This is a genomic window from Arenimonas alkanexedens (assembly GCF_054781355.1).
The window spans coordinates 235,353-257,244 of record NZ_BAAGUO010000002.1; the positions used below are offsets into that span (position 1 = coordinate 235,353).

At 68.0% G+C, this 21,892-nt stretch carries 19 protein-coding genes; 7 read left to right on the forward strand and 12 right to left on the reverse strand.

From position 1 onward, the window contains the following. Nucleotides 1–104 precede the first annotated feature (104 nt). The gene (locus ACYVGY_RS05670; RefSeq protein WP_460456499.1) at nt 105–1,994 is read left to right on the forward strand and encodes a M13-type metalloendopeptidase; all 1,890 of its coding nucleotides are present in this window, start codon (nt 105–107) and stop codon (nt 1,992–1,994) included. Beyond that, on the forward strand, nt 1,994–4,837 hold the full coding sequence (gene rapA / locus ACYVGY_RS05675; protein WP_460456500.1) for an RNA polymerase-associated protein RapA: 2,844 nt from the start codon (nt 1,994–1,996) through the stop codon (nt 4,835–4,837). The genes ACYVGY_RS05670 and rapA overlap by 1 nt, the downstream gene beginning before the upstream one ends. 12 nt (nt 4,838–4,849) lie before the next feature. On the opposite strand, the gene ACYVGY_RS05680 is transcribed toward rapA, so the two are convergent. Continuing rightward, a complete protein-coding gene (locus ACYVGY_RS05680) occupies nt 4,850–5,788 on the reverse strand; it encodes a hypothetical protein (protein ID WP_460456501.1) in 939 nt (312 codons plus the stop codon). A gap of 8 nt (nt 5,789–5,796) precedes the next feature. Beyond that, complete coding sequence (locus ACYVGY_RS05685) at nt 5,797–6,453, reverse strand: rhomboid family intramembrane serine protease (protein WP_460456502.1); 657 nt, start codon at nt 6,451–6,453, stop codon at nt 5,797–5,799. A gap of 40 nt (nt 6,454–6,493) precedes the next feature. On the opposite strand from ACYVGY_RS05685, the gene ACYVGY_RS05690 reads away from it, so the two are divergent. Then, entirely contained in the window at nt 6,494–7,120 is a 627-nt protein-coding gene (locus ACYVGY_RS05690; RefSeq protein ID WP_460456503.1) for a 2OG-Fe(II) oxygenase, read from the forward strand. A gap of 1 nt (nt 7,121) precedes the next feature. Here ACYVGY_RS05690 and ACYVGY_RS05695 read toward each other — a convergent pair whose 3' ends face one another. Beyond that, nucleotides 7,122–7,493 carry an MGMT family protein gene (locus ACYVGY_RS05695; RefSeq protein ID WP_460456504.1) on the reverse strand — a complete coding sequence of 124 codons (372 nt, stop codon included), beginning with the start codon at nt 7,491–7,493 and terminating at the stop codon, nt 7,122–7,124. A 40-nt stretch (nt 7,494–7,533) separates the two neighbouring features. Between ACYVGY_RS05695 and ACYVGY_RS05700 the strand changes: the two genes are divergently transcribed. Then, nucleotides 7,534–7,941: a hypothetical protein gene (locus tag ACYVGY_RS05700; RefSeq protein ID WP_460456505.1), complete on the forward strand. Its 408-nt coding sequence runs from the start codon at nt 7,534–7,536 to the stop codon at nt 7,939–7,941. 27 nt (nt 7,942–7,968) lie between these two features. Here ACYVGY_RS05700 and ACYVGY_RS05705 read toward each other — a convergent pair whose 3' ends face one another. Beyond that, nucleotides 7,969–9,093 carry an inorganic phosphate transporter gene (locus tag ACYVGY_RS05705; protein ID WP_460456506.1) on the reverse strand — a complete coding sequence of 375 codons (1,125 nt, stop codon included), beginning with the start codon at nt 9,091–9,093 and terminating at the stop codon, nt 7,969–7,971. Between the two features lie 3 nt (nt 9,094–9,096). Further along, nucleotides 9,097–9,726 (reverse strand): DUF47 domain-containing protein, encoded by a 630-nt coding sequence (locus ACYVGY_RS05710; RefSeq protein WP_460456507.1) that lies wholly within the window; start codon nt 9,724–9,726, stop codon nt 9,097–9,099. A gap of 176 nt (nt 9,727–9,902) precedes the next feature. Between ACYVGY_RS05710 and ACYVGY_RS05715 the strand changes: the two genes are divergently transcribed. Together ACYVGY_RS05715 and ACYVGY_RS05720 are read left to right on the forward strand one after the other, a co-directional pair. Further along, on the forward strand, nt 9,903–11,261 hold the full coding sequence (locus ACYVGY_RS05715; protein ID WP_460456508.1) for a hemolysin family protein: 1,359 nt from the start codon (nt 9,903–9,905) through the stop codon (nt 11,259–11,261). 36 nt (nt 11,262–11,297) lie between these two features. Then, nucleotides 11,298–11,900 carry an exopolysaccharide biosynthesis protein gene (locus ACYVGY_RS05720; protein WP_460456509.1) on the forward strand — a complete coding sequence of 201 codons (603 nt, stop codon included), beginning with the start codon at nt 11,298–11,300 and terminating at the stop codon, nt 11,898–11,900. Here the strand turns inward: ACYVGY_RS05720 and ACYVGY_RS05725 are convergent, their stop codons facing one another. The 3 genes from ACYVGY_RS05725 to ACYVGY_RS05735 form a co-directional block, all read right to left on the reverse strand. After that, nucleotides 11,901–14,021, reverse strand: a complete 2,121-nt coding sequence (locus tag ACYVGY_RS05725; RefSeq protein WP_460456510.1) for a putative bifunctional diguanylate cyclase/phosphodiesterase — start codon at nt 14,019–14,021, stop codon at nt 11,901–11,903. Next, nucleotides 14,018–14,947 (reverse strand): phosphate/phosphite/phosphonate ABC transporter substrate-binding protein, encoded by a 930-nt coding sequence (locus ACYVGY_RS05730; protein ID WP_460456511.1) that lies wholly within the window; start codon nt 14,945–14,947, stop codon nt 14,018–14,020. Before ACYVGY_RS05730 ends, ACYVGY_RS05725 begins: the two co-directional genes overlap by 4 nt. A 62-nt stretch (nt 14,948–15,009) precedes the next feature. Continuing rightward, nucleotides 15,010–15,780, reverse strand: coding sequence for an RNA methyltransferase (locus tag ACYVGY_RS05735; RefSeq protein WP_460456512.1), 771 nt, complete (start codon nt 15,778–15,780; stop codon nt 15,010–15,012). Between the two features lie 103 nt (nt 15,781–15,883). Between ACYVGY_RS05735 and ACYVGY_RS05740 the strand changes: the two genes are divergently transcribed. Then, the gene (locus ACYVGY_RS05740) at nt 15,884–16,690 is read left to right on the forward strand and encodes an inositol monophosphatase family protein (RefSeq protein ID WP_460456513.1); all 807 of its coding nucleotides are present in this window, start codon (nt 15,884–15,886) and stop codon (nt 16,688–16,690) included. A 260-nt stretch (nt 16,691–16,950) separates the two neighbouring features. Here ACYVGY_RS05740 and secF read toward each other — a convergent pair whose 3' ends face one another. The 4 genes from secF to tgt form a co-directional block, all read right to left on the reverse strand. Next, a complete protein-coding gene (gene secF / locus ACYVGY_RS05745; protein ID WP_460456947.1) occupies nt 16,951–17,871 on the reverse strand; it encodes a protein translocase subunit SecF in 921 nt (306 codons plus the stop codon). A 54-nt stretch (nt 17,872–17,925) separates the two neighbouring features. Next, the gene (gene secD / locus ACYVGY_RS05750; RefSeq protein ID WP_460456514.1) at nt 17,926–19,803 is read right to left on the reverse strand and encodes a protein translocase subunit SecD; all 1,878 of its coding nucleotides are present in this window, start codon (nt 19,801–19,803) and stop codon (nt 17,926–17,928) included. 56 nt (nt 19,804–19,859) lie between these two features. Further along, the gene (gene yajC, locus ACYVGY_RS05755) at nt 19,860–20,201 is read right to left on the reverse strand and encodes a preprotein translocase subunit YajC (protein WP_460456515.1); all 342 of its coding nucleotides are present in this window, start codon (nt 20,199–20,201) and stop codon (nt 19,860–19,862) included. Nucleotides 20,202–20,787: 586 nt separating this feature from the next. After that, nucleotides 20,788–21,888 carry a tRNA guanosine(34) transglycosylase Tgt gene (tgt, locus tag ACYVGY_RS05760; protein WP_460456948.1) on the reverse strand — a complete coding sequence of 367 codons (1,101 nt, stop codon included), beginning with the start codon at nt 21,886–21,888 and terminating at the stop codon, nt 20,788–20,790. Between the last annotated feature and the right edge of the window lie 4 nt (nt 21,889–21,892).

A 21,892-nucleotide genomic window follows, 5' to 3' on the forward strand; every position in this document is an offset into this window, starting at 1 on the left:
GAACGGCCCGGGCTTGCCCGGGCCGTTTTGCATCCGGTGTCCGTAAGTCTTGGGGCAAAGGGCGGCGCGGCGGTAGAATCCCCTCCCCCTGTCCGGAGTCCGCGATGCCCATCCGCATGCGCCCCCTTTTTCCCTCGTTGCTGGCCCTGGCGCTGGTCGCCCTGGCCGGCCCCGTCGCCGCGCAAAGCGCTCCGCTGGCCTGTGCCGACTTCTATGGCCATGCCAACGCGGCTTGGTTGACGCAAAACGCGCTGCCGGCAGGCGCCACCTCCTTTAGCCGCTGGGACCAGCTCAACGCCTTGGGCCTGCAGCAGCGGGACCAGGTGCTGGCCGCCACCACGGCCCCGGCCGGCGCCACGGTGTCGATGCGCCTGGCCGACCTGTTCGCCAGCGCCCAGGACGAAGCCGCCATCGAGGCCCAGGGGCTGCGCCCGATCGAGCCGCTGCTGGCGATCGTCAACAAGATCCGCCGCCCGCGCGACATCGCCCCGGCCATCGCCGCCCTGCACGCGGCCGGCATGCCCGTGGTCGTTGACCTGCAGGTGCTCCGCGACGCCAGCGGCAATCCCTATGCCCAGGTCGGCCCGGGCGGCATGGGCCTGCCTGATCCCGGCTTCTACGCCAATACCGACCCGCTGGTGCAGCCGGTTGAAGCGCGCTACCAGACGGCGCTCACCGGGTGGCTGACCCTGACCGGCTCGGCCCCGGCCAAGGCCGCCGCTGAAGCCACCGCCGTGCTGCAGATGGAGCGCCAGCTGGCGCAGGCCACGCTGTCCGGCCAGCCCTTCACGGTCATGGCCATCGGCGAGGCCCAGACCCTGGCCGGCGACCTCGGCCTCGAGGACCTGATGGCCGCACACGGCCTGAAGGCGACCCAGGTCGCGATGACCGGCCCGGCCTTCTTCACCACGCTCAACCAGCTGCTCGAAAAGACCAAGCCCGAGCAGTGGAAGGTCTACCTGCGCGCACAGATCGTTCGCGATATGGCGCCCGCGCTGGGCAAGGCCTTCAACGACCCCTGGGCCCAGCTCTACGACGTCACCCTGCACGGCCAGGCCGCGCCGACCCCGCGCGCCCTGCGGGCCCGCTGGGTGCTGGAGGCCCGCGTTCCCGAGCTGATCGACGCCGCCTACACCCAGCGCTTCCTGCCGGTGCCGCGCCAGGAGCGCGCGCAGGCCATCGCCGCCGCCGTGCGTGCCAGCGCAATCGCCCGCGTTGACCAGGCCGCCTGGCTCAGCGACGCCGGCAAGGCCAGCGCCCGCCAGCGCCTCGAGGCCATGGTGGTGCAGCTGGGCACCGAGGTGCCGGACAACGTCTTCGACGACCTGCGCTTCAGCCGCGATAGCCTCGCCGGCAATGTGCTCACCTTGCGCAAGTGGCTGATGAAGTACGCGCTGGTGCGCGCCCGCTTCGCCTGGCCGGCCGAGCAGTGGCAGCCGCTGGTCGCCTACCTGCCCAAGGAAAATCGCCTGCTGGTGACGGCCGCCACCCTGCAGCCGCCGCTGCTCGACGACGGCGGCAGCGCTGCTGACTTCGGTGGCCTCGGTGCGCTGATCGCGCAGCAGATGAGCTTGGCCATGAGCTTCGAAGGCGCCGACAAGGCCGCCTGGGACCAGCGCATCGCGCCGCTGGTGCCGCAGTACAGCGCCTACTCCGCCACCGGCGGCGCCACGCGCGTCAACGGTGCCGGCAGCCTCGCCCAGAACGCCGCCGATCTCGCCGGCCTGGAAATCGCCTGGGACGCCATCCATGCCCAGGGCACGGTGGACGCCGCGTCGGCCAAGGCCTTCTTCACCGGCTGGGCCAGCCTGTGGCCGCGCAAGGACGTGGACACCGTGCTGGCCGCCGCCCAGGCCAGCGCCATCCACGCGCCGGCCAAGTGGCGTGTGAACGGTCCGCTGGCCAACCTGCCGGCCTTCGGTGAAACCTTCGGCTGCAAGGGCCGCGTCGCGATGCAGCGACCGGCCAAGGAGCAGGTCGCCCTCTGGCGCTGATGAACAATTTCGCTCCCGGACAACGTTGGTTCTCCAGTGCCGAGCCCGAGCTGGGGCTCGGCACAGTGCTCCGTCTGGCCGGACGCCAGGTGCAGATCGTCTTCACCGGCACCGGTGTCGTGCGCATGTATGCCATGGGCTCGGCGCCGCTGATTCGCGCGGTGTTCCGGACCGGCGAGCGCGTGCGCATCGGCGGCGAAGACAAGACCGTCGAACGCGCCGAACTGCGCGAGTTACTGATCGAATACACCTGTGATGGCGCAGTGCATGCCGAAGGCGAGCTTGACGCCGAGCAGCCGGTCTCGCAGGCGGATTCACGGCTGCTGTCGGGCCGCGTGGATCGCAACGACCAGTTCGAGTTCAGGCGCGAATGCCTGCAGCGTCGCGCCGACGCCCGCGCCCACCCGGGCTGGGGTGTGCTGGGTGCGCGCATCGACCTGATCCCGCACCAGCTGCGCGTGGCCGAGATGGCCGGGCGCCGCCGCCCGCCGCGCCTGCTGCTGGCCGACGAAGTGGGCCTGGGAAAGACCATCGAAGCCTGCCTGGTCACGGCCCAGCAACTGGCCAGCGGCCGCGCGAAGCGGGTGCTGGTGCTGGTGCCGGAAAGCCTGGTGAACCAGTGGTTCGTGGAACTGCTGCGCCGCTTCAACCTGCCCTTCGCCATCTACGACGAGGAGCGCTGCGAATCGCTGGAGATGACCGAGCCCAAGGCCAATCCGTTCGAGGACGAACAGTGCGTGATCGCCTCGGTGGACTGGCTGGCCAGCCACGACAAACGCGCGCACCAGGCGTTGGCCGCCGGCTGGGACCTGCTGCTGGTGGATGAAGCGCACCACCTGGTGTGGACGCCGGAGTTCTCCAGCCCGGGCTATGCGCTGGTGGAATCGCTGGCCGCACGCACGCCTGGCCTGCTGCTGCTCACCGCCACGCCGGAACAGCTGGGCCTGGGCGGCCACTTCGCCCGCCTGCGCCTGCTCGATCCCGCGCGCTATACCGACCTGGACGGCTTCCGCGCCGAATCGCGTCGCTATCTCGAACTCTCGGCGCTGGCCGAGCGCCTGCTCGAAGGCCAGGCGCTGACCGCCGCTGACATGGCCACGCTCTCGGGCCTCTTCCCGGATGACGAGGCCGCGCTGGTCGCGCGCCTTGACCGCATCGCCGCCGGTGACAACGCCGAACGCGATGCCCTGCTGGCGGACCTGGTCGATCGCCACGGCACCGGCCGGGTGATGGTCCGCAATCGCCGCGCGGCGGTGGGTGGATTCCCGGCGCGGCTGCCCTGGGTCACGGCGCTCGACGCACCGGAAGACCCCACTGTGCTCGGCCGCCTGCGCGCCGAATTCGCGCACGACGTCGGCGACAGCGACGACGAGCCCGAGCACGACTACACCAAGGACCCGCGCACCGAATGGCTGCTGGGCATCCTGGACCGGGTGGCGCCAGCCAAGGTGCTGCTGCTGTGTCGTTCGCGCGCCAAGGTGCAGGCGCTGGAAGAGGCGCTGCGGCTGCGCACCGGCCTGCAGGTGGCGCGCTTCCACGAGGACATGAACCTGCTGCAGCGCGACCGCAACGCCGCCTTCTTTGCTGATCCCGAGGGCGCGCGCCTGTTGATCGCCAGCGAAATCGGTGCCGAAGGCCGCAACTTCCAGTTCGCCCAGCACCTGGTGCTGTGGGACCTGCCGCTGCATCCCGACATGCTCGAGCAGCGCATCGGCCGCCTGGACCGCATCGGTCAGGCCGGCGACGTCAACATCCATGCCGCGGCCGTCGAGGGCAGCGCCCAGGAGGTGCTGCTGCGCTGGGTGCACGAAGGCCTGGACGCGTTCCGCGGGGTGCTGGCCGATGGTCGCGAGCTGCTTCGCAGCTTCGGCGCCGAACTGCTGCATCTGGCCGAACAGGACGCCGACGCCCGCGAGCCCGCGCTTACCGAGCTGATCGCCCGCAGCCGCGACCGGCACGTGGAACTGGCGCGCATCATCGCCGAAGGGCGCGACCGACTGCTCGAGCTCGGCAGCCGCGGCCAGGACGGCGGCGAACTGCTGGCCGCACTGCGTCAGGACGACGAACACGCCGCCATGGACGACCATGCGCTGCGCCTGCTCGAGTCCTTCGGCGTGCACAACGAAGCGCTCGGCCCCAACCAGTGGCTGCTCGATCCCGAGCACCTCACGGTGGACGGCTTCGAGGCGTTCAAGCACGGCCCGATCACCGCCACGTTTGATCGCGCCACCGCACTGGGACGCGACGACCTGCTCTATCTGCGCGACGACCATCCGCTGCTGCTCTCGGCGAACGAACTGCTGGTCTCGGGCGAAACCGGCAACGCGGCCTTCCTGGTCGACGACAGCCTGCCGCCGCGCACCGTGGTGATGGAGGCGGTGAACGTGATCGAGTGCGTTGCGCCGCGCGGCCTGGACGTGGAGCGCTATCTGCCGCCGGCACCGCTGAGCGTCGCGGTGGACACGCGCCTGCAGGTGCGTCCCGACTTCGCACCGGGCGAGCGCGCGCGGCTGCGCGCCGGCGACCGCGTGTTCGATCTCTCGCCGCAGCGCAAAGTGCTGGCCGCGCTGGTGCCGCCGATGCTTGAGCGCGCCCGTGAGGAAGCCCAGCTTCGCGCCCAGGTCCGCGTGGCCGAGGCGGTGGCGAAGGCGGATACCCTGCTGGGCGGCGAGATCGCACGCCTGAAAGCATTGGCGCAGGTCAATCCGGCCGTGCGGGTCGAGGAAATCGACGCGCTCGAGCGTGAGCGCGAGCAGCTACTGGCCATCCTGCCCACCGCGCGTCCGCGCTTGGACAGCCTGCGCCTGGTCGCCAGCACCGACTTCCTGCAGCTGCGGCGCTGAGGCCGCAGTTACTCACTGCATTGAGAAGGGCAGCAGCGCGACGCGGGGCGGCGCGCCCTTGATCTCGTTGAAGCGCATGCCTTCGACCGCGCGCTGGATAGGCTTCAAGAGCCCGGGGCCAGGCGAGAAATCAATGGGCAGCGCCCGCGCCACGCGGCCATCGGGACTCACCACGATATGGAACATTGTGAAGTGCGGCGGCGCGTCCTCATCACGCCGAGACCTGGCCAAGACGCTGCTGACGGCACGGATCTCAAGGGGCCAGCGCTCCCTGTCATAAGGTTCCGCACCCGGGCAAGACGGCGCCGGCGCCGTTGCAGGTTCGCGTTCGGGCAACCCCAGGATGCCGGCGGCGATGGCCTCGCCATGGGTTGCGACGAAGTCATTGAGCTCGGCGAGCAGCTCCGTTTCGAGTTGCTCGGTGCGCGGCTCGCCCAGCGCCGCGAAACCCCGGCTAACCAGATGCTGGGTGTACAGGCCGACCTTGCGGTGCTCGGGGCTCGGATGCTTCATGAGGTAGTGGGTCTGGGCCAGCGCCAGGATCAACCCTTCCCGCACACGACCCATCGAAAGCGCGTTCTCGGCCAGCCCTGCCATCGCATTGAGGTCCCCAGCCATCGCCGCCTGCCGCAACCAGCGGTCCGCCAGCGCCGGATCGTGCGGAAGTCGCTTCGCCGGATGGCTGGGGCCGAGCCGGTAGAGCGTCCCCAGCACGTAAGCCGCGCGCATGCCGCCGCGCTCCGCCGCCGCCCGAAGCGCCTTCATTTCACCGGCCACGGCGTCCGGCGACAGCTCGGGGTCAACGACGCGTCCGATCTGGTAACAGCCGCTGAAATCGACCACGCCTTCGGCTGCCGCCGGCATAGCGGGCACAGCGGCCACAGCGGCCACAGCGGGCGCAGCCGCCAGCAATACGAATCCGATTAGAAAGTGCTTCATCGCCATGTTCATCCCGACGTCTATTTCACCAATCGCGGGCCGCGCGGCTTGAACGGCGACTGGCCGCGCCAATAGCGGATCACCAGCCAGCCGACCAGCATGCCGCCCAGATGCGCGAAGTGGGCAATGCCGGAGTTGCTGGCGAAGACGCCCATGCCCAGCTCGATCGCGCCGAAGACGATCACGAAGGTGCGCGCTTTCATCGGGATCGGCGGGATCAGCAGCATCACCTGCCGGTTCGGGAACAGCATGCCGTAGGCCAGCAACAGGCCGAACACGCCGCCGGAGGCACCGATGGTGGGGTAGATGCCCTGCCCGGTGATGCCCGAGGTCACCACCACCAGCTGGATCAGACCGGCACCGACGACGCAGATCAGGAAGTAGGCCAGGAAGCGCCGCGTACCCCAGGTCTGCTCGAGCGATGAGCCGAACATGTACAGCGCCAGCCCGTTGAAGAACACATGGCCGAAACTGCCGTGCAGGAAGCCATAGCTGAGCACCTGCCAGGGCAGGAAACCGACGCTGAGCGGCGAGCCATCGGCGGCGAAACCGACCGAAAACTCGCCCAGCGGCCACAGCGCGAAATAGAGCAGCAGTGGGTCACCGAGGAACTGCTGGAGCAGGAAGCCAATGCCAAGGGCCCAGAGCAGGCCGGCGGTAGCCGGGGGCAGTCGCATGAAGGGATGCCTGTGGGAAGCCAGCCCGTATCATAACGACATGACCCCGCCCCTTTCGTTGGTTCCCGGTGACGATGCCCTGGATGCGCTGGCAACCCGGCTGCGTGAGCAGGACTGGGCCTTGCTGTCGCTCGATGCCGGCGATACGCGCCTGCTGGCGACGGCGCAGGAGGCGCGTGATCACGCCAAGGCCGGGCGCCTGGTGCCCGCCGCCACCGGGCGCACCGATGGCCGGCAGTTCGTCGGCCTGCGCGGTGACGCTACGCTCTGGCTCGACGACCCGGCCTGCGGCCCGGCCGCGCAGTCGCTGGTGGCGGCGCTGGACAGGCTGCGCGCGGACTTGAACCGGCGGCTGCTGCTGGGGCTGGATACGGTCGAAGCGCACTTCGCGCACTACCCGCCCGGCGCCGGCTACGCCCGCCACCGCGATCGTTTCCGCAGCGACGATGCCCGCGTGATCTCGCTGGTGCTCTATCTCAATCCAGACTGGCCCGAAGCGGCCGGCGGCCAGCTTCGGCTGCACCTGCCCGAGGGTCCGGTTGATGTCGCGCCGCGCCTGGGCACCGTCGTCGTGTTCCTCAGCGCCGAGGTCGAACACGAAGTCCTGCCGGCGGACCGCCCGCGCTACAGCGTGGCCGCGTGGCTGCGGCAGCGCCCGCGGCGCTGAGTCAGCGTTTACCCGCGATCGGCGGCGCCCACAGCATCTCGTCCAGCGTCGGCGCCGCACGCTGGCCGCGCACGCGCCCGTCTTCGATGCGCACGCCCTCGGCGCGAAGCCGCTGCACCTGCTCGTCGAAACCTTCCGAGCCCGCCGGGAAAGCCACCCGCCCGTCCGAACGCAGCACCCGATGCCAGGGCAGTCCGGGCTCATCGCCGGCCGACAGAATGCGCGCTACCAGCCGCGCCCGACCGGGCAGGCCGGCGCGGCGCGCCACCTCGCCGTAGCCCAGCACCTGGCCGGCAGGCACGGCGCGAACTGCCGCAAGGATCCGCTGGCGGGAATCATCGGTCTTGGTCCTGACGGTAGGCTTTGGCGGCATGCGGGTTTAGGATACCCCTCCCGCAGATTTCCACGCCGCCATGCAGAACTTCGAACAGATCCGCAGCCAGCTACAGGGCAATTACAAGCTCACCGCCAGCGAACCCTACCTGGCCTGCGTGCAGCTTTCCCTGGACAAGGGCAAGCGCCACCAGAGCATCTTCCTGTCGGAAATGGTCGGCGAGGACGAGCGTCCCTATCTTCGCGTCAGCACGGTCATCGCACCGATGACCGGCATCGACGCCCGTCGCATGCTGCAGTTCAACTGGCAGTCGCGACTGGGCTACCTGGCCATCGGCGAACTCGATTCGGTGCCCTACCTGCAGCTGTGCGAAAACCGTCCCTACGACACCCTGACCGGCGCCGAGATCGACCGCCTGGTGCTGGAAATCGGCGGACTGGGCGACCAGATGGAGCGTTTGCTTTCCGCCGGTGGCGACCTGCTCTGACTCCGCCGGGCGGCCAGGCCGCCCGCCTCAGGCCCAGCCCAGGGCCGTGACGCCCTTCAGGAACAGCCACGCCAGGCCGCCGGAGGCCGGGATGGTAAGTACCCAGGCCCAGACGATCTTCTGAATCACGCCCCACTGCAGCGCGCGCGGGTTCTTGGCGACGCCCACGCCCATGATCGCGGTCGAGATGCTGTGGGTGGTGGACACCGGCATACCGAAATGGGCCGCCAGGGTCAGGATGGTGGCCGAGCTCGTTTCCGCGGCGAAACCATGGATCGGATGCAGCTTCACCATCTTGTGGCCCAAGGTCTTGATGATGCGCCAGCCGCCCGCGGCGGTGCCGGCGGCCATGACGATGGCGCAGGTCACGATGATCCAGGTCTCGATGCCGTCGGTGTCGCCCGGGTGCATGAAGGCCAGCCAGCCCGGCAGGTTGTCGAGCGTGCCGGTGGCCTCGGCGCCGATCAGGGCCAGGGCGATGATGCCCATCGTCTTCTGCGCGTCGTTGGTGCCGTGGGCGAAGCCCATGTAGGCGGCCGAAAAGATCTGCGCCTTGCCAAACAGCGCATTGACCCAGCGCGGGCGCGAGATCCGCGCGAGCCAGCCGCCGGCGCCGTTCATGGCGCTGATGATGGCCATCAGCGCGCCCATCATCACCAGGCCGAGGGTAAAGCCGGCAACGGGTGAACTGATCATGGGCACCAGGACCTTCCAGAAGATGCCCTGGTTCTTGGTCCAGTGTTCGGCCTCGCGGGCCCATATAAGCGCATCGAAACTATTGTCGGAAGCCGCCAGCGCGGCGCCGCACAGGCCGCCGATAAGCGCGTGGCTGGACGAAGACGGCAGGCCGAACCACCAGGTGATCAGGTTCCAGATAATGCCGCCCATCAGGGCGCAGATGATCAGCTGGGACGTGACCAGCACCACCTGGTCGTCGATCAGGCCCGACGAGATGGTCTTGGCGACCGCGGTACCCGCCAGCGCGCCGATCAGGTTCATGCTCGCGGCCAGCGCGACGGCCTGGGTCGGGTTGAGGACCTTGGTGGCCACCACGGTGGCGATGGAGTTGGCGGTGTCGTGGAATCCGTTGATGTACTCGAAGACCAGGGCCGTCAGGATCACGGCCAGCACCAGGATCAGCGCGGTGCTCATGGCTCAGGCGTTCTTGAGAACGATGCCGTAGATGACGTTGCCGGCGTCGCGGCAGCGGTCGATGGCCTTTTCCAGGATTTCGAACAGATCCTTGAGGATCAGATAGCGCATGGGATCGGTTTCGTGGGTGTAGGTGTCGCGGTAGAGCTCCAGGATCAGACGGTCGGCCTCGGCCTCGATCGCCTGCATCTGGTCATTGAGACCCTTGGTGGTCTCCAGGTTCATGCCTTTGCGCAGCAGCCCCACCATGTCCACGAGCACCCCGCAGGCGCGCTCGAGCATCGCGGCGCGCGACACGAAGTCGACGTCGCCGATGCGCTCTGACGCCAGCATGTAGCGCTCAGCGAATTTCTCGACCACTTTCGGAATCTTGTACAGCACGTTGCTGAGCGCCTCGATGTCCTCGCGCTCCAGCGCCGTCACGAAGGTGTTCACCAGCTCCCGGCTGATCTGGGCCGCCAGATCCTTCTCGCGGTGGCGCGCCAGTTTGAACTTCTCCAGCGAGCGCTGGGCCGGCGGGGTGGACAGCAGTTCGCCCAGGGCCCGGGCACTTTCACGGGCGGCCGCCGCGCTGGCCTCCAGCAGGCCGTAGAACTTGTCGCCTTTTCCGAAGATCGTCTGGAGGGAAAACATGGATGCGGGCCCCGTGGCTGGCCGGCGCGCCGACCGTGAACAAGCCGGCATATTACAAGGCCATGACGGCTGACGGCACCGGGCCGGGCGCTTAGGGGCGAATCCGGCCTGTGGCATAGTGTCGCCTTCACCACCCCGACCGAATGGAACCCCGCGCCGGCCCCGTCCGGCAGCCCATGACTCTCTCCCTCGCCATCGTCCTGTTCCTGATCATCTGCAACGGTTTCTTCGCCCTGTCGGAGATGTCCGTCGTAGCCTCGCGCAAGCCCAAGCTGCGCCAGATGGCCCAGGAAAGCCGCCGCGCCGAAGCCGCACTGGCCTTGGCCGAGCATCCCGAGCGCTTCCTGTCCACCGTCCAGGTGGGCATCACCTCGATCGGCATCCTGACCGGCATGTTCGGTGGCGACGCCATCGGCAACCGCATCGCCGCCTGGATCGAGCCCCTGGGCCTGGAACCGCTGCTGCAGCCGCTGCTGCCAGGTTCCAGCGCCGACCTGAACATCAACCAGGCCCTCGGCACCGCGTTCGCGGTGATCCTGATCACCTATTTCTCGATCATCCTGGGCGAACTGGTGCCCAAGCGGATCGCCCTGCTGGCGCCTGAGAAGATCGCCAGCGGCGTCTCGCTGCCCATGTCCTGGGTTTCGCGCATCGCCACGCCCTTCGTCTGGCTGCTCTCGCTCAGTACCCGCACCATCCTGCGCCTGCTGCGCCTGAACCAGGGCAGCGACAATCAGGTCACGGAAGAAGAAATCCGACTGTTGGTGGCCGAAAGCCACGAGCAGGGCGTGATTGATGCCGACGAGCGCAACATGATCAACCGGGTGCTGCGTCTGGGCGACCGCAGCAGCGCCGGCCTGATGACGCCACGCACGCGCATCGTCTGGCTGGACGCCTCCGCCAGCGTCGAGGAAAACCTCGAAACCATGCGCGAGCGGCCCTTTGCGCGCTATCCGGTCTACCGCGGCAGCGACACCGAGGTGGTGGGCATCCTGGAGGTCAAGACGCTGACCGGCCTGCTCGGCGCCAGTTCGACCACCACGCCCGACCTGTTCCGCGAGCTGCGGCCGGCCCTGTTCGTGTCCGAATCCACCCATGCGATGAAGCTGCTGGAGATCTTCCGCGAGGAACAGCAGACCATGGCCCTGGTGGTGGACGAGTACGGCGACATCCAGGGCATCGTTTCCTCCAACGACCTGCTCGGCGCCGTGCTGGGCCGCGTGCAGGCCAACGAAAGCGAGGACGACGAAGCCCTGGTGGTCACCCGCGCCGACGGCTCGCTGCTGGTGGACGGCCGCCTGCTCAGCGAAGAACTGCGCGAGGTGCTGTCGGTGAACACCCTGCCGGGCGAGGAAGAACACGACTATCACACGGTCGCTGGCATGGTGATCGCGCGTTTTGGACGCATACCGCACGCCGGCGAACTCTTCGACTGGGAAGGCTGGCGCTTCGAGGTGGTGGACCTGGACGGCGCGCGCATCGACAAACTGCTGATCTCGCGCCTGCCGCCCATCGAGGATTCCCCCGTAATTTAGGGCCGATAAAGCCGGCCTCCCACAGACTCCGGCCCAATGAGCCCAGAAATCAGCACGCGCGCCCTGCTTCACGCCTTGGCAGAGGGCCGCGCCGGGCATTCGCTGACCTTGGGTGATTTGCTCGATCAGTTCAGGGCGCGGGCTTTCGGCGTGTTCCTGCTGATCTCGGTGCTGCCGGCCTTCGTGCCGCTGCCGATCGGTGCCGGCGCCGTCAGCGGCCCGCTGGTTTCGCTGATCGGCCTGCAGCTGCTGTTCCAGTTGGCGCACCCCTGGATCCCGGGCTTCCTGTCGCGACGGGAGCTGTCGCGCGACGGCGTGGAAAAATTCCGGAAGCGCACCTCACGCCTGCTGGGATGGCTTGAGAAGCTCAGCCGTCCGCGCACCGAGGTCGTCATTGACCATCCCGCGGCGCAGGCCTTTACCGGCCTGCTGTTGGTGCTGCTGGGTTTCCTGCTGGCGCTGCCGCTGCCGGCCACCAACTACCCCTTCGGCCTGATCCTGCTGGCCTTCGCCATCGCCCTGATCGAGCGCGACGGCCGCCTGATGCTGGCGGCGTGGGCCCTGGGCGTGGCCGAGCTGGTCGTGGTGGGGCTGTTCTCAGGCCAGATCGCGCTGTGGGTGCGCGACCTGTTCGCCTGATTACTCCGCGAAGCGCCGCAGCATCTCGTCGGCCGGCATCGGCCGACCGAGCCAGAAACCCTGGCCCTGGTCGCAGCCGCGTTCGCGCAGGACTTCGTACTGGCCTTCGGACTCGATGCCCTCGGCAACGACCGTGATACCCAGCGAATGAGCCATCGCGATAATGGCCGAGGTCAGCGCCAGGTCATCGGGATCGCGCAGCACGTCGGCGACGAAGCTGCGATCGATCTTGACCCCGTCCACCGGCACCCGGCGCAAATGGCTCAGGCCCGAGAACCCGGTGCCGAAATCGTCCAGCCAGACCTTGACCCCGGTGGCGCGCAGGCGCGACAGCAGGGCGCTGGCCTGGACCTCGTCGCCGAGCACGGCGGTTTCGGTCAACTCCAGGTGCAGCTGGCGCGGCAGCACGCCGGTGGCGGCCAGGGCGCTGGCCACGACGTCCGGCAGATCACCCGTGCGTAGCTGGCGCGGCGAGATGTTCACCGACACAAAGGGCGGCTCACGATCAGGCTGCGCCCAGTTGGCGGCGTCCTGGCAGGCCTGCACCAGCACGTGTCGGCCCAGGGCTTCGATCAACCCGCTCTGCTCGGCCACTTCGATGAAGACCGAAGGCGGCACCACGCCCAGCCGCGGGTGCTGCCAGCGACACAGCGCCTCGGCGCCCATCAGGCGGCGGTCGGCCAAACGATAGATCGGCTGGTAGTGCAGGCTGAGTTCGCCGCGTTCCCAGGCGCCGCGCAGCTCCTCTTCCAGCTGCACGCGGCGCTCGACCGCCTGGTCCATCGCCTTGGAATAAAAGCGGTAGCAGCCCTTGCCGGCGACCTTGGCCTGGTACATGGCGATGTCGGCGTTCTTGAGCAGCTGGCCGGCGCCGGTGGCGTCGAACGGGAACAAGGTGATGCCGACCGACGCGCCCAGGAATACCTGCCGACCCCGCAGCACCAGCGGCCTCTGGATCTCTTCGATCAGGGCTTCGGCCAGGTGGCCGGAGCTGGTGCGAATATCGTCGGCCATGAACAGCACGATGAATTCGTCGCCACCGAAGCGGGCAATCTCGGCACCGACGCCACCGAGGCGCTCGACCGCCATGCGGATGCGCATCGACAGCTGGCCCAGCACTTCGTCGCCGGCCTCGTGGCCCAGGGTGTCGTTGACGCGCTTGAAATCGTCGAGATCCACGAACAGCAGGGCCAGCTCGCCACTGCCGGCCTGCAGGGTCAACAGGCGATCGTCGAGCGCCTCGCGGAACGCCAGCCGATTCGAAAGACCGGTCAGGGAGTCGGTATAGGCCATGCGGCGGATATCGCGGTCATGGCGCGCCACCGACTCGCTCATGCGCGAGAACGCGCGCACCAGTTCGCCGATCTCGTCCTGGCGATCCGACTTGACCTGCACCTCGGTATAGCGGCCCTGCTCGATGCGCGCCGCGGCTTCGGCCAGGCCGCTGATCGGCTGCACGATACGGCGCTGCAGCAGGCTTATCGCCATCACACCCATCGCGGCCAGCGCGGCCATCAGCGCCAGGATCCAGCCCAGGTGTTCGCTGCTCGACGCCTGCAGGCGCTCGGCCAGCGGCTCGAGCATGGCCTGCTCGCGGCGATTGGCATTGTCACGCGACAGCCCCACGCGCACGCCACCGATGCGCTCGCCGCCAATCCGGATCGGGCTGGCGACGTCGAGCAGCTTCTCGCTCCACTGGCCGTGTACGCCTTCGGCATTGAGGGCCTCATAGGCCATCGGGTCCGACATCGGCTGGCCGAAGGCGGGGATGTCGCCGGAGCCATCGTGCACCACCTGCCCCTGGGCATCGTGGATGACCACGTAGACCACGTCAGGCTGGCGCAGCGTGGCGCGGGAGAGTTCGCCCAGCTTGGCCAGGTCCAGGTAATAAAGCGGATTGGTGGCGGCATCGGCGAGCTGGCTGGACAAGGTCTGCCCCCGCCCCATCAGACCCTCGCGCGCAAGTTCGCGCAGGGCCATGGCGCTCAGCTCGCGGGCGTCGCGGTTGCTCGACTTCTCATGTAGCCACAGGGCCAGGACCAGCGAGGCGACGACCAGCATCACGCCGCTGATGATCAGCAACAGTTCGCCGCGAAGCCCGAGCCGGAAAGGGAGTTTCATTCCAGCGCCTCGCGGATCTCGCGAGCGCCGCGCCGAAGGCTGTCGAGCTGGGCCTGGGTGGCGGCGTCGGCCTCGTAGAAGCCGGTGGTGCGGAAGAACTGGCGCAGCGCGTCGCGCGCCTGCGGATCGGTGCTGGCGCCGAGCAGCACCTGCTTGAGGCGGGCTTCGACGGCGGGCGGCATATTGGCGCTGACCAGCTCCATCGCGCGAGGCACCGGCTCCGTGGTGTGGATCACGACCAGGTCGCGGCGGAAAGCCTCGGACACGCGCTGCAGCTGATCCCAGTCCTGGTCGCTGAAGCCGCCGGCGTCCACCAGGTTCTTGTGCACCCAGGCCGCCAGGTTGGCGTCGGTGTTGGCGAAAACGTAGCCCACGCTGCCCGGCTCGCGGCCTTCCAGCGGCGACACCATCAGGCTCAGGGGCAGGCCACGCTGGCGCAGCGCCATGGCCGGCACGAGGTAGGCGCTGGTGGAGGAAGGCGACTGGAAGGCGATGGTCTTGCCCAGCAGCTGCGAAAGATCGGTGATGCCGCTGTCGCGGCGCACGAAGATGAGGCTGCGGTATTCGCGGGCACCGCTGCGCTCGGTCAGCAGCAGGGGGCGCGCACCGGCCCGGTCGGCCAGCAACAGGCCGGTGCCGGGCGTCTCGGTGACCCAGTCCACCTTGCCGCGGCGTAGGTAGCTCATCATCTGCTGCGGGTCGCTGGCCATCAGCACACGGCCCTCGGTAATGCCGACCGTGCGCATCCGCGGCACGACATAGTCGAGCAAGGGCTGGAGCTGCTCGTAGTGGCGGCGCGGATCGTCGCTGATACGGCCCAGAACCAGCACCCCGTCGGCGGCCACCGACGGGCCGGCCAGCAGCAGAAACAGGAGCAGAAACAGACGCCGGGGACTGGGCTTGGAGCTGGGCTGCGTTGGCGTCACTTCGGGCTCGGGGGGCGGCAGGACTTTTGGAAGCTTACTGTAAGCGCCCCGCCGCGACCGCGCTAGGGACGGCCACCGCGCGCCACGCGGGCCATGCGCTGGGCCTCCGACAAAATGCCCCGGAGGATCTTCACTTCGCGGGCGTCGAGCCCGGAGCGCAGGTACAGCCGGCGCAGCCGCGACATCACCATCTCCGGCGGCTTGCCCTTGTGGAAGTCGATGTCGTGCAACGCCTGGTCCAGATGCCGGAAGTAGCCCTCGAGCTCGTCAGCCGTCGCCGGCGGCTCGGCGTCCACCGGCGGCATCGGCCGGCCGGAAGACAGCATGCCGCCCGCGCGGGACAGCACCGCCAGGCGCAGTTCGTAGGCCAGCACCTGCACCGCTGCCGCCAGGTTGAGGGAGCTGAAGGCCGGGTCGGTCGGAATGCCCACCGAGGCGTGGCAGCGCTGCAGCTCGGCGTTTTCCAGGCCGGTGCGCTCGCGCCCGAACAGCAGGGCCACCGGCCCCTGCCCCGCCGCCTCGAGCAGCTGGTCGGCGGCCTCGCGGGGCGACAGCTCGGGCAGGGGCACGTGCCGGCGCCGGGCGCTGGTGCCAATCACGAAGTGGCAGCCCGCCAGGGCGGCGTCAAGATCGGCATGGACCGGCGCCGCAGCGAGGATGTCGTCAGCGCCCGCGGCCAGGGTGTTGGCCTCGGGGTCCGGGAAACGCTCGGGCGCGACCAGGTGCAGGGCCGACAGCCCCATGGTTTTGATGGCGCGCGCCGCCGAGCCGATATTGCCCGGATGCTGGGTGCCCACGAGCACGATGCGGAGATTGGGAAGGCTGTCGATCATGATTCTAGAGGCCCTGTTCAGGGCAACCTGTTATCCTTTGCGCCGCGCCGGCTCGACCGGCACCTCGTTCTCTTCACAATCCAGCGGACATTCGGACGGGCATATGCAGAAACCTGTCGTCAACGTCATGGTCAAGGCGGCCCGATCGGCCGGTAACTTGATCCTGCGCCACATGAGCAAGCTCGATAGCCTGAGCGTCTTCGAGAAATCGAAGCAGGACTACGCGAGCGAAGTCGACGCCCAAGCCGAGGCGGAGATCATACGCGAGCTGCGCCGCGCGTTCCCGGACTACGCCATTTTGGCGGAGGAATCGGGAGCGATGGGCTCGGGTCGGTACACCTTCGTCATCGATCCGCTGGACGGTACCTCGAACTTCCTGCGCGGCTTCCCGCATTTCTGCGTCTCCATCGCCCTGTGCGAGGGCGGCGAGCCGATCCATGGCGTGATCTACGACCCGCTGCGCAACGAGCTCTTCACCGCCTCGCGCGGTGCCGGCGCGGTGCTCAACGACAAGAAGATCCGCATCGGCGAACGCAAGGACCTGTCCGGCGCCATGCTGATCACGGGCTTCGCGCCGCGTGAGCGAAAGCGCCTGGCGCCGCATCTGGCGGCACTTGAGGCCGTGCTGACCGACGCCGAAGACATTCGTCGCACCGGCTCCGCCGCGCTCGACCTCGCCTACGTGGCCTGCGGCCGCGCCGACGCCTACTTCGAGGCCGGCGTGAAGCCCTGGGACATCGCGGCGGGCCTGCTCCTGGTCCGCGAAGCCGGTGGCCGCGTCTGCGACTTCCGCGGTGGCGGCGACAAGCTTTTGATGTCCGGCCAGATCATCGCCGGCAACCTCAAGATCAGCGACACCCTGCAAAAGGCGATCGTCTCGTCCAACTACGCGGCCGCCTTCTCGGTCTGACCAGACCGAACGGCTCTCCCGTCGAGCGGCGGGTTCGCCGCCGATCCGACCCGGCGTGAGGCGCCCGAGGCATCTGGCGCATTTTCCTGCGGATCCGCCGGTGTGCGACTGCAGGCCGGGGCGACGACACCCACACAGGATGCATCAGCGCTAAAACGGGTTTGCGTGCGCCAGGCCAACGCGCCATGAAAAAGCCCGCCGAAGCGGGCTTTTTGGAGAGCCCGAAGCCCCCCGCCAGACAGCGTTCCGCCAGTGCGGAATCAGGGCCGGCGCGCGAGTTCCGCTTCGACGTCGTCCTTGGCGCGCGGCATCAGGTCCTGCTTGGTGACGCCGAGCAGCAGCAGCAGCGGGCAAGCGACGAAGATCGAGGACAGCGTGCCGAACACGATGCCGATCATCTGCGACTCCGCCATGCCCTTGAGCGACTGGCCACCGTAGACATACAGCGCCAGGATCGTCAGGAAGGCCACGAAGGACGTAATGATCGTACGCGACAGCGTCTGATTGACAGACTTGTTGAGGATATCCTTCGGCTCGAGCTTGAGACTGCGGAAGTTTTCGCGAACGCGATCAAAGACCACGATCGTGTCGTTGATCGAGAAGCCCATCACCGACAGGATGCCGGCCAGCACCGTCAGATCGAACTCGTGCTGGGTCAGCGCAAACCAGCCGCAAACCACCACCAGGTCGGTCAGCGTGGTGATGATGGCCGCGATCGCGAACTTGAGCTCGAAGCGCGCCCAGATGTAGGCCAGGAAGCCCAGCACCACGAAGATGGCCGCGTAGATGCCGTTGAGCGCCATCTCGTTGCCGATCTGCGGGCCGACGAAGTCGCTGCGCAGCACCGTGCCGGCATTGCCCTCCGGCTGGGCCGCGGCCAGGATCGCCGCGCCGCTGTACTCACGCTGCGGCCCCTGCGACGCCTCATCGGCCACCTGCGGCTGCAGACGGATGACGATGTCGTTGCCGGCACCGAAGGTCTGGACCACGGCGCCGCTGTAGCCCGCAGCCTCGAGACGCTCACGGACCTGCTCGACGTCCACCGGCTGCGCGAACTCGATCTCGGTGGCGGTGCCGCCGGTGAAGTCGAGCGCGTAGTTGAAGCCCTTGGTGCCCATCAGGACCAGCGAGGCCAGGCAGATCAGCGCGACCGCCGCCAGCGAGACGAAGCGGCTGCGCATGAAATTGATGTTGCTGTTGGACGGGAACAGTTCCACGCCGCCTCCTGGGTACGTTTAGATCGAGACCTTGGCAAGCTTCTTGCGCTTGCCATAGATCAGGGTGGCGATGCCGCGCGAGACCGAGACCGCGGTGTACATCGAGGTCAGGATGCCGATGATCAGCGTGATGCCGAAGCCACGGATGGGGCCGGAGCCGAACACCGCCATCGCCACGCCCGCCAGCAGCGCCGTGGTGTTGGAGTCGGTAATCGTGCCCGAGGCCTTGTCGTAGCCGTTGGCGATACTGGCCAGTGGCGTATTGCCATTGCGCAATTCTTCGCGGATACGTTCGTTGATCAGCACGTTGGCGTCGACCGACATGCCAACCGTGAGCGCGATGCCGGCCAGGCCGGGCAGCGTCAGGGTGGCGCCGATCACCGACATCACCGCCACCACCATCAGCAGGTTCAGCAGCAGCGCCAGGTTGGTGACGATGCCGAACAGCTTGTAGTAGATGAGGAAGAACACCAGCACGAACATGAAGGACCAGAACACCGCCGACAGACCGCGCTCGACGTTTTCCGCGCCCAGGCTCGGGCCGATGATGCGCTCTTCGATGATGACCATCGGCGCCGCCAGCGAACCCGCGCGCAGCAGACGGGCCAGGTCGGTCGCCTCGTCCTGACTGGCCAGGCCGGTGGTCTGGAAGTTCTTGCCGAACACGCCCTGCAGGGTGGCGGCGCTGATCACTTCCTCGCTGACGCGGGAGGTACGGACTTCCTGGCCGTCGACCATCCGCATTTCGGGGATGGTTTCGATGTAGACCGCGGCCATCAGCTGGCCGACGTTGTCGCGCGTATGCGCCAGCATGCGGTTGCCGCCGGCGTTGTTGAGTTCGATCTGCACCGCGGAACCGCCGCCCTGGGGGTCGGGGGTGGAGGTGGCGTTGACCAGCTGGTCGCCGGTGACGATGACCCGACGCGAGAGCAGGATCGGCCGCGGCTTGCCGTCGGCACCCAGCTCACGCATGTAATAGAGCCGCGCATTGGCCGGCACCGCGCCGGTGCGCGCGGCCTCGATCGCTTTCACGCCGGCGTCGACCACGTGGCGATACTCAAGCGTCGCGGTGGCACCGATCAGCTTGCGGGCTTCGGCGGTGTCCTGCACGCCCGGCAGCTGGACCACGATGCGGCTGTCGCCCTGGCGCTGGATGACCTGTTCGCCAACGCCCAGCGAGTTGATGCGGTTGTCGAGCGTGGTGCGGTTTTGCTCGATGGCGCCGTCCATGATTGCCTGGATCTGCGCCGGCGTGACCCGGGCCAGCAGGCGTTCGGGCTGGGCGTCGTCCACCAGCAGCTCAAGCTCCGGGGCATCGCGGCCAATGGCCGCGCGGACGCGGGCCATGTCGGCGCCGTCACGCAGCAGCACCTGGATGCCGTCGGCGGTGCGCGAGACGCTGGTGTAGGCGTATTTGCCGTCGCGCAGGATCGCCGAAATCTCGTCGGCGAAGCCATTGGTGCGCTTGTCGATGGCCGCCTGCTGGTCCACTTCAAGCAGGAAGTGCACGCCGCCCTGCAGGTCCAGGCCCATGGACATCGGGTCGGCGCCCATCATGGTCAGCCAGTCGGGCACGGTGGAGGCGAGATTCAGCGCCACGGTGTAGCGCTGGCCCAGCTCGGCGCGCAGCAGGTCCGAGACCTCGGTCTGCAGGCCCGGGTTGGCGGTGCGCACGACCAGGTTTTCACCTTCAACCGCAATCGACTTGGTGTCGATCTTGGCGGCCTCGAGCGCGCCGCGGACCCGCAGGGTCAGCGAGTCGTCGATGACGCTGCCGCGATTGGCGGCGATCTGCACGGCCGGATCCTGCGGGTACAGGTTGGGCAGTGAATAGAACATCGACAGCGCGATCACCAGCGCGGCGAGGACATATTTCCAGGTGGGAAACTGAAGCATGGGCGACAACCGTTGGCGGCCCGGTCAGGGCCGTGGGTGATTCGGATGGGGGCGTATCAGGCGGACTTCAACGTGCCCTTGGGCAAGACAGCCGTGACCGCGCCGCGCTGGACCTTGACGCTGACCCGGTCGGCGATCTCGACGGTGACGAAGCTCTCGCCCAGGTCTTCGATGCGGCCGGCCATGCCGCCACTGGTGATGACTTCATCGCCCTTCTGGAGCTTGGACAGCAGCTCACGGTGCTCCTTGGCCCGCTTCATCTGCGGACGCAGGAGCAGGAACCAGAACACGACGAAGATGACGATCAGGGGCAGGATGCTGCCGAGCATGCTCGGCTGACCGGCTGCGCCGCCGGCGGCCGCGGCCGCGGGGGAAACGAAAATATCAAGCAGGGACATAGGTTTACCGTCTCAGCAGGGAATCAAGCAGGCAAGTATGCCACAGCCCACCCCAGCCCCTGTACCCGCCTCCTGTAGGAGGGCCTTCAGGCCCGAAGCTTTTGCCTGGGACTGCGTGGCACCGGGTTCGATCTCGGCGAAAGTCCGCCGCACGCAAGGTCCCTTTCCCGGGGACGCCGTGAATCCATCCATGGAGTCTTTTCGAAAACGTCCATGTTCTCGAAACCCCGGGAAAGGGACCTTGCGCACGACGGACTGCGGGATATCACGGCCGGACTGCCGATCCCCCAAGGCTCGCACGGTCGGGGCATTCGACACAGATCGACTCAGTGAGCGACGCCGAGGCATTGGAGTTGCCGGCTTTGGCAGACGATCCTCCGGCCCAGAACGTCCGCAGCCAGTCGCATGAGAGCCCGCTTCCAGGGGTATCGAAAACATGGACGTTTTCGAAAAGCCCCCATGGATGGATTCACGGCGTCCCCTGGAAGCGGGCTCTCATGCGGCGGCCTATCGCCACGAACGATCCCGGCGCCATGCAGTCCAAGGCAAAGGCTTCGGGCCTGAAGGCCCTCCTACAGGGAATGGGTCAGGGGGCGCGGGCGGCGTAGAACCCGGCGCGCCAGGCCTCGAAGTTCCCGGCCTCGATCGCGGCGCGGATGTCGCGCATCAGCTGCTGGTAATGGTGCAGGTTGTGGATGGTGCCCAACATGGACGCCAGGATTTCGTTGCAGCGGTTGAGATGGCGCAGGTAGGCCCGCGTATAGCCGCTGGCGCAGGTGTAGCAGGTGCAGCCCTCCTCGATCGGGCGCAGGTCCTTCTCGTACTGGGCATTTCGGATGCGCACCTGGCCGCCGCGGACGAAGAAATGGCCGTTGCGCGCGTTCCGGGTCGGCATCACGCAGTCGAACATGTCGATGCCGCGGGCCACCGCTTCCACGATGTCTTCGGGCTTGCCGACGCCCATCAGGTAGCGCGGCTGGTCTTCGGGCAGCAGCGGCACCAGGGCGTCGAGCGTGGCGTCGCGCTCTTCCGGCGGCTCACCGACGGCCAGGCCGCCAACCGCATAGCCGTCGAAGCCGATCGCCTTCAGGCCCTCGGCCGAACGCGCCCGCAGCTCGATGTGGGTGCCGCCCTGGACGATGCCGAACAGCGCCGCGTCGTTGCCCTCGTGGGCGCGCTTGCTGCGCTCGGCCCAGCGCAGGCTCAGCTCCATGGACGTGCGCGCCACCGCCTCGGTGGCCGGGTAAGGCGTGCACTCGTCGAAGATCATCACGATGTCCGAGTCGAGCGAGCGCTGCACCTGCATGCTCACCTCCGGCGACAGGAAGACCTTGCTGCCGTCCGTGGGCGAGGCGAAGGTGACGCCCTCCTCGGTGATCTTGCGGCGCTTGGCCAGCGACCAGACCTGGAAACCACCCGAATCGGTGAGGATCGGACCGTCCCATTGGCAGAACCCGTGCAGGCCGCCGTGCAGGTCGATCACCTCCATGCCCGGGCGCAGCCACAGGTGGAAGGTGTTCCCCAGGATGATCTCGGCGCCGATCGCCCGCAGCGCTTCGGGCAGCATCGCTTTCACGGTGCCGTAGGTGCCCACCGGCATGAAGGCCGGCGTCTCGACCGTGCCGCGCGGGAAGTGCAGCCGGCCGCGGCGCGCGGCGCCGTCCTGGCCGAGCTTTTCAAAACGCATCCGG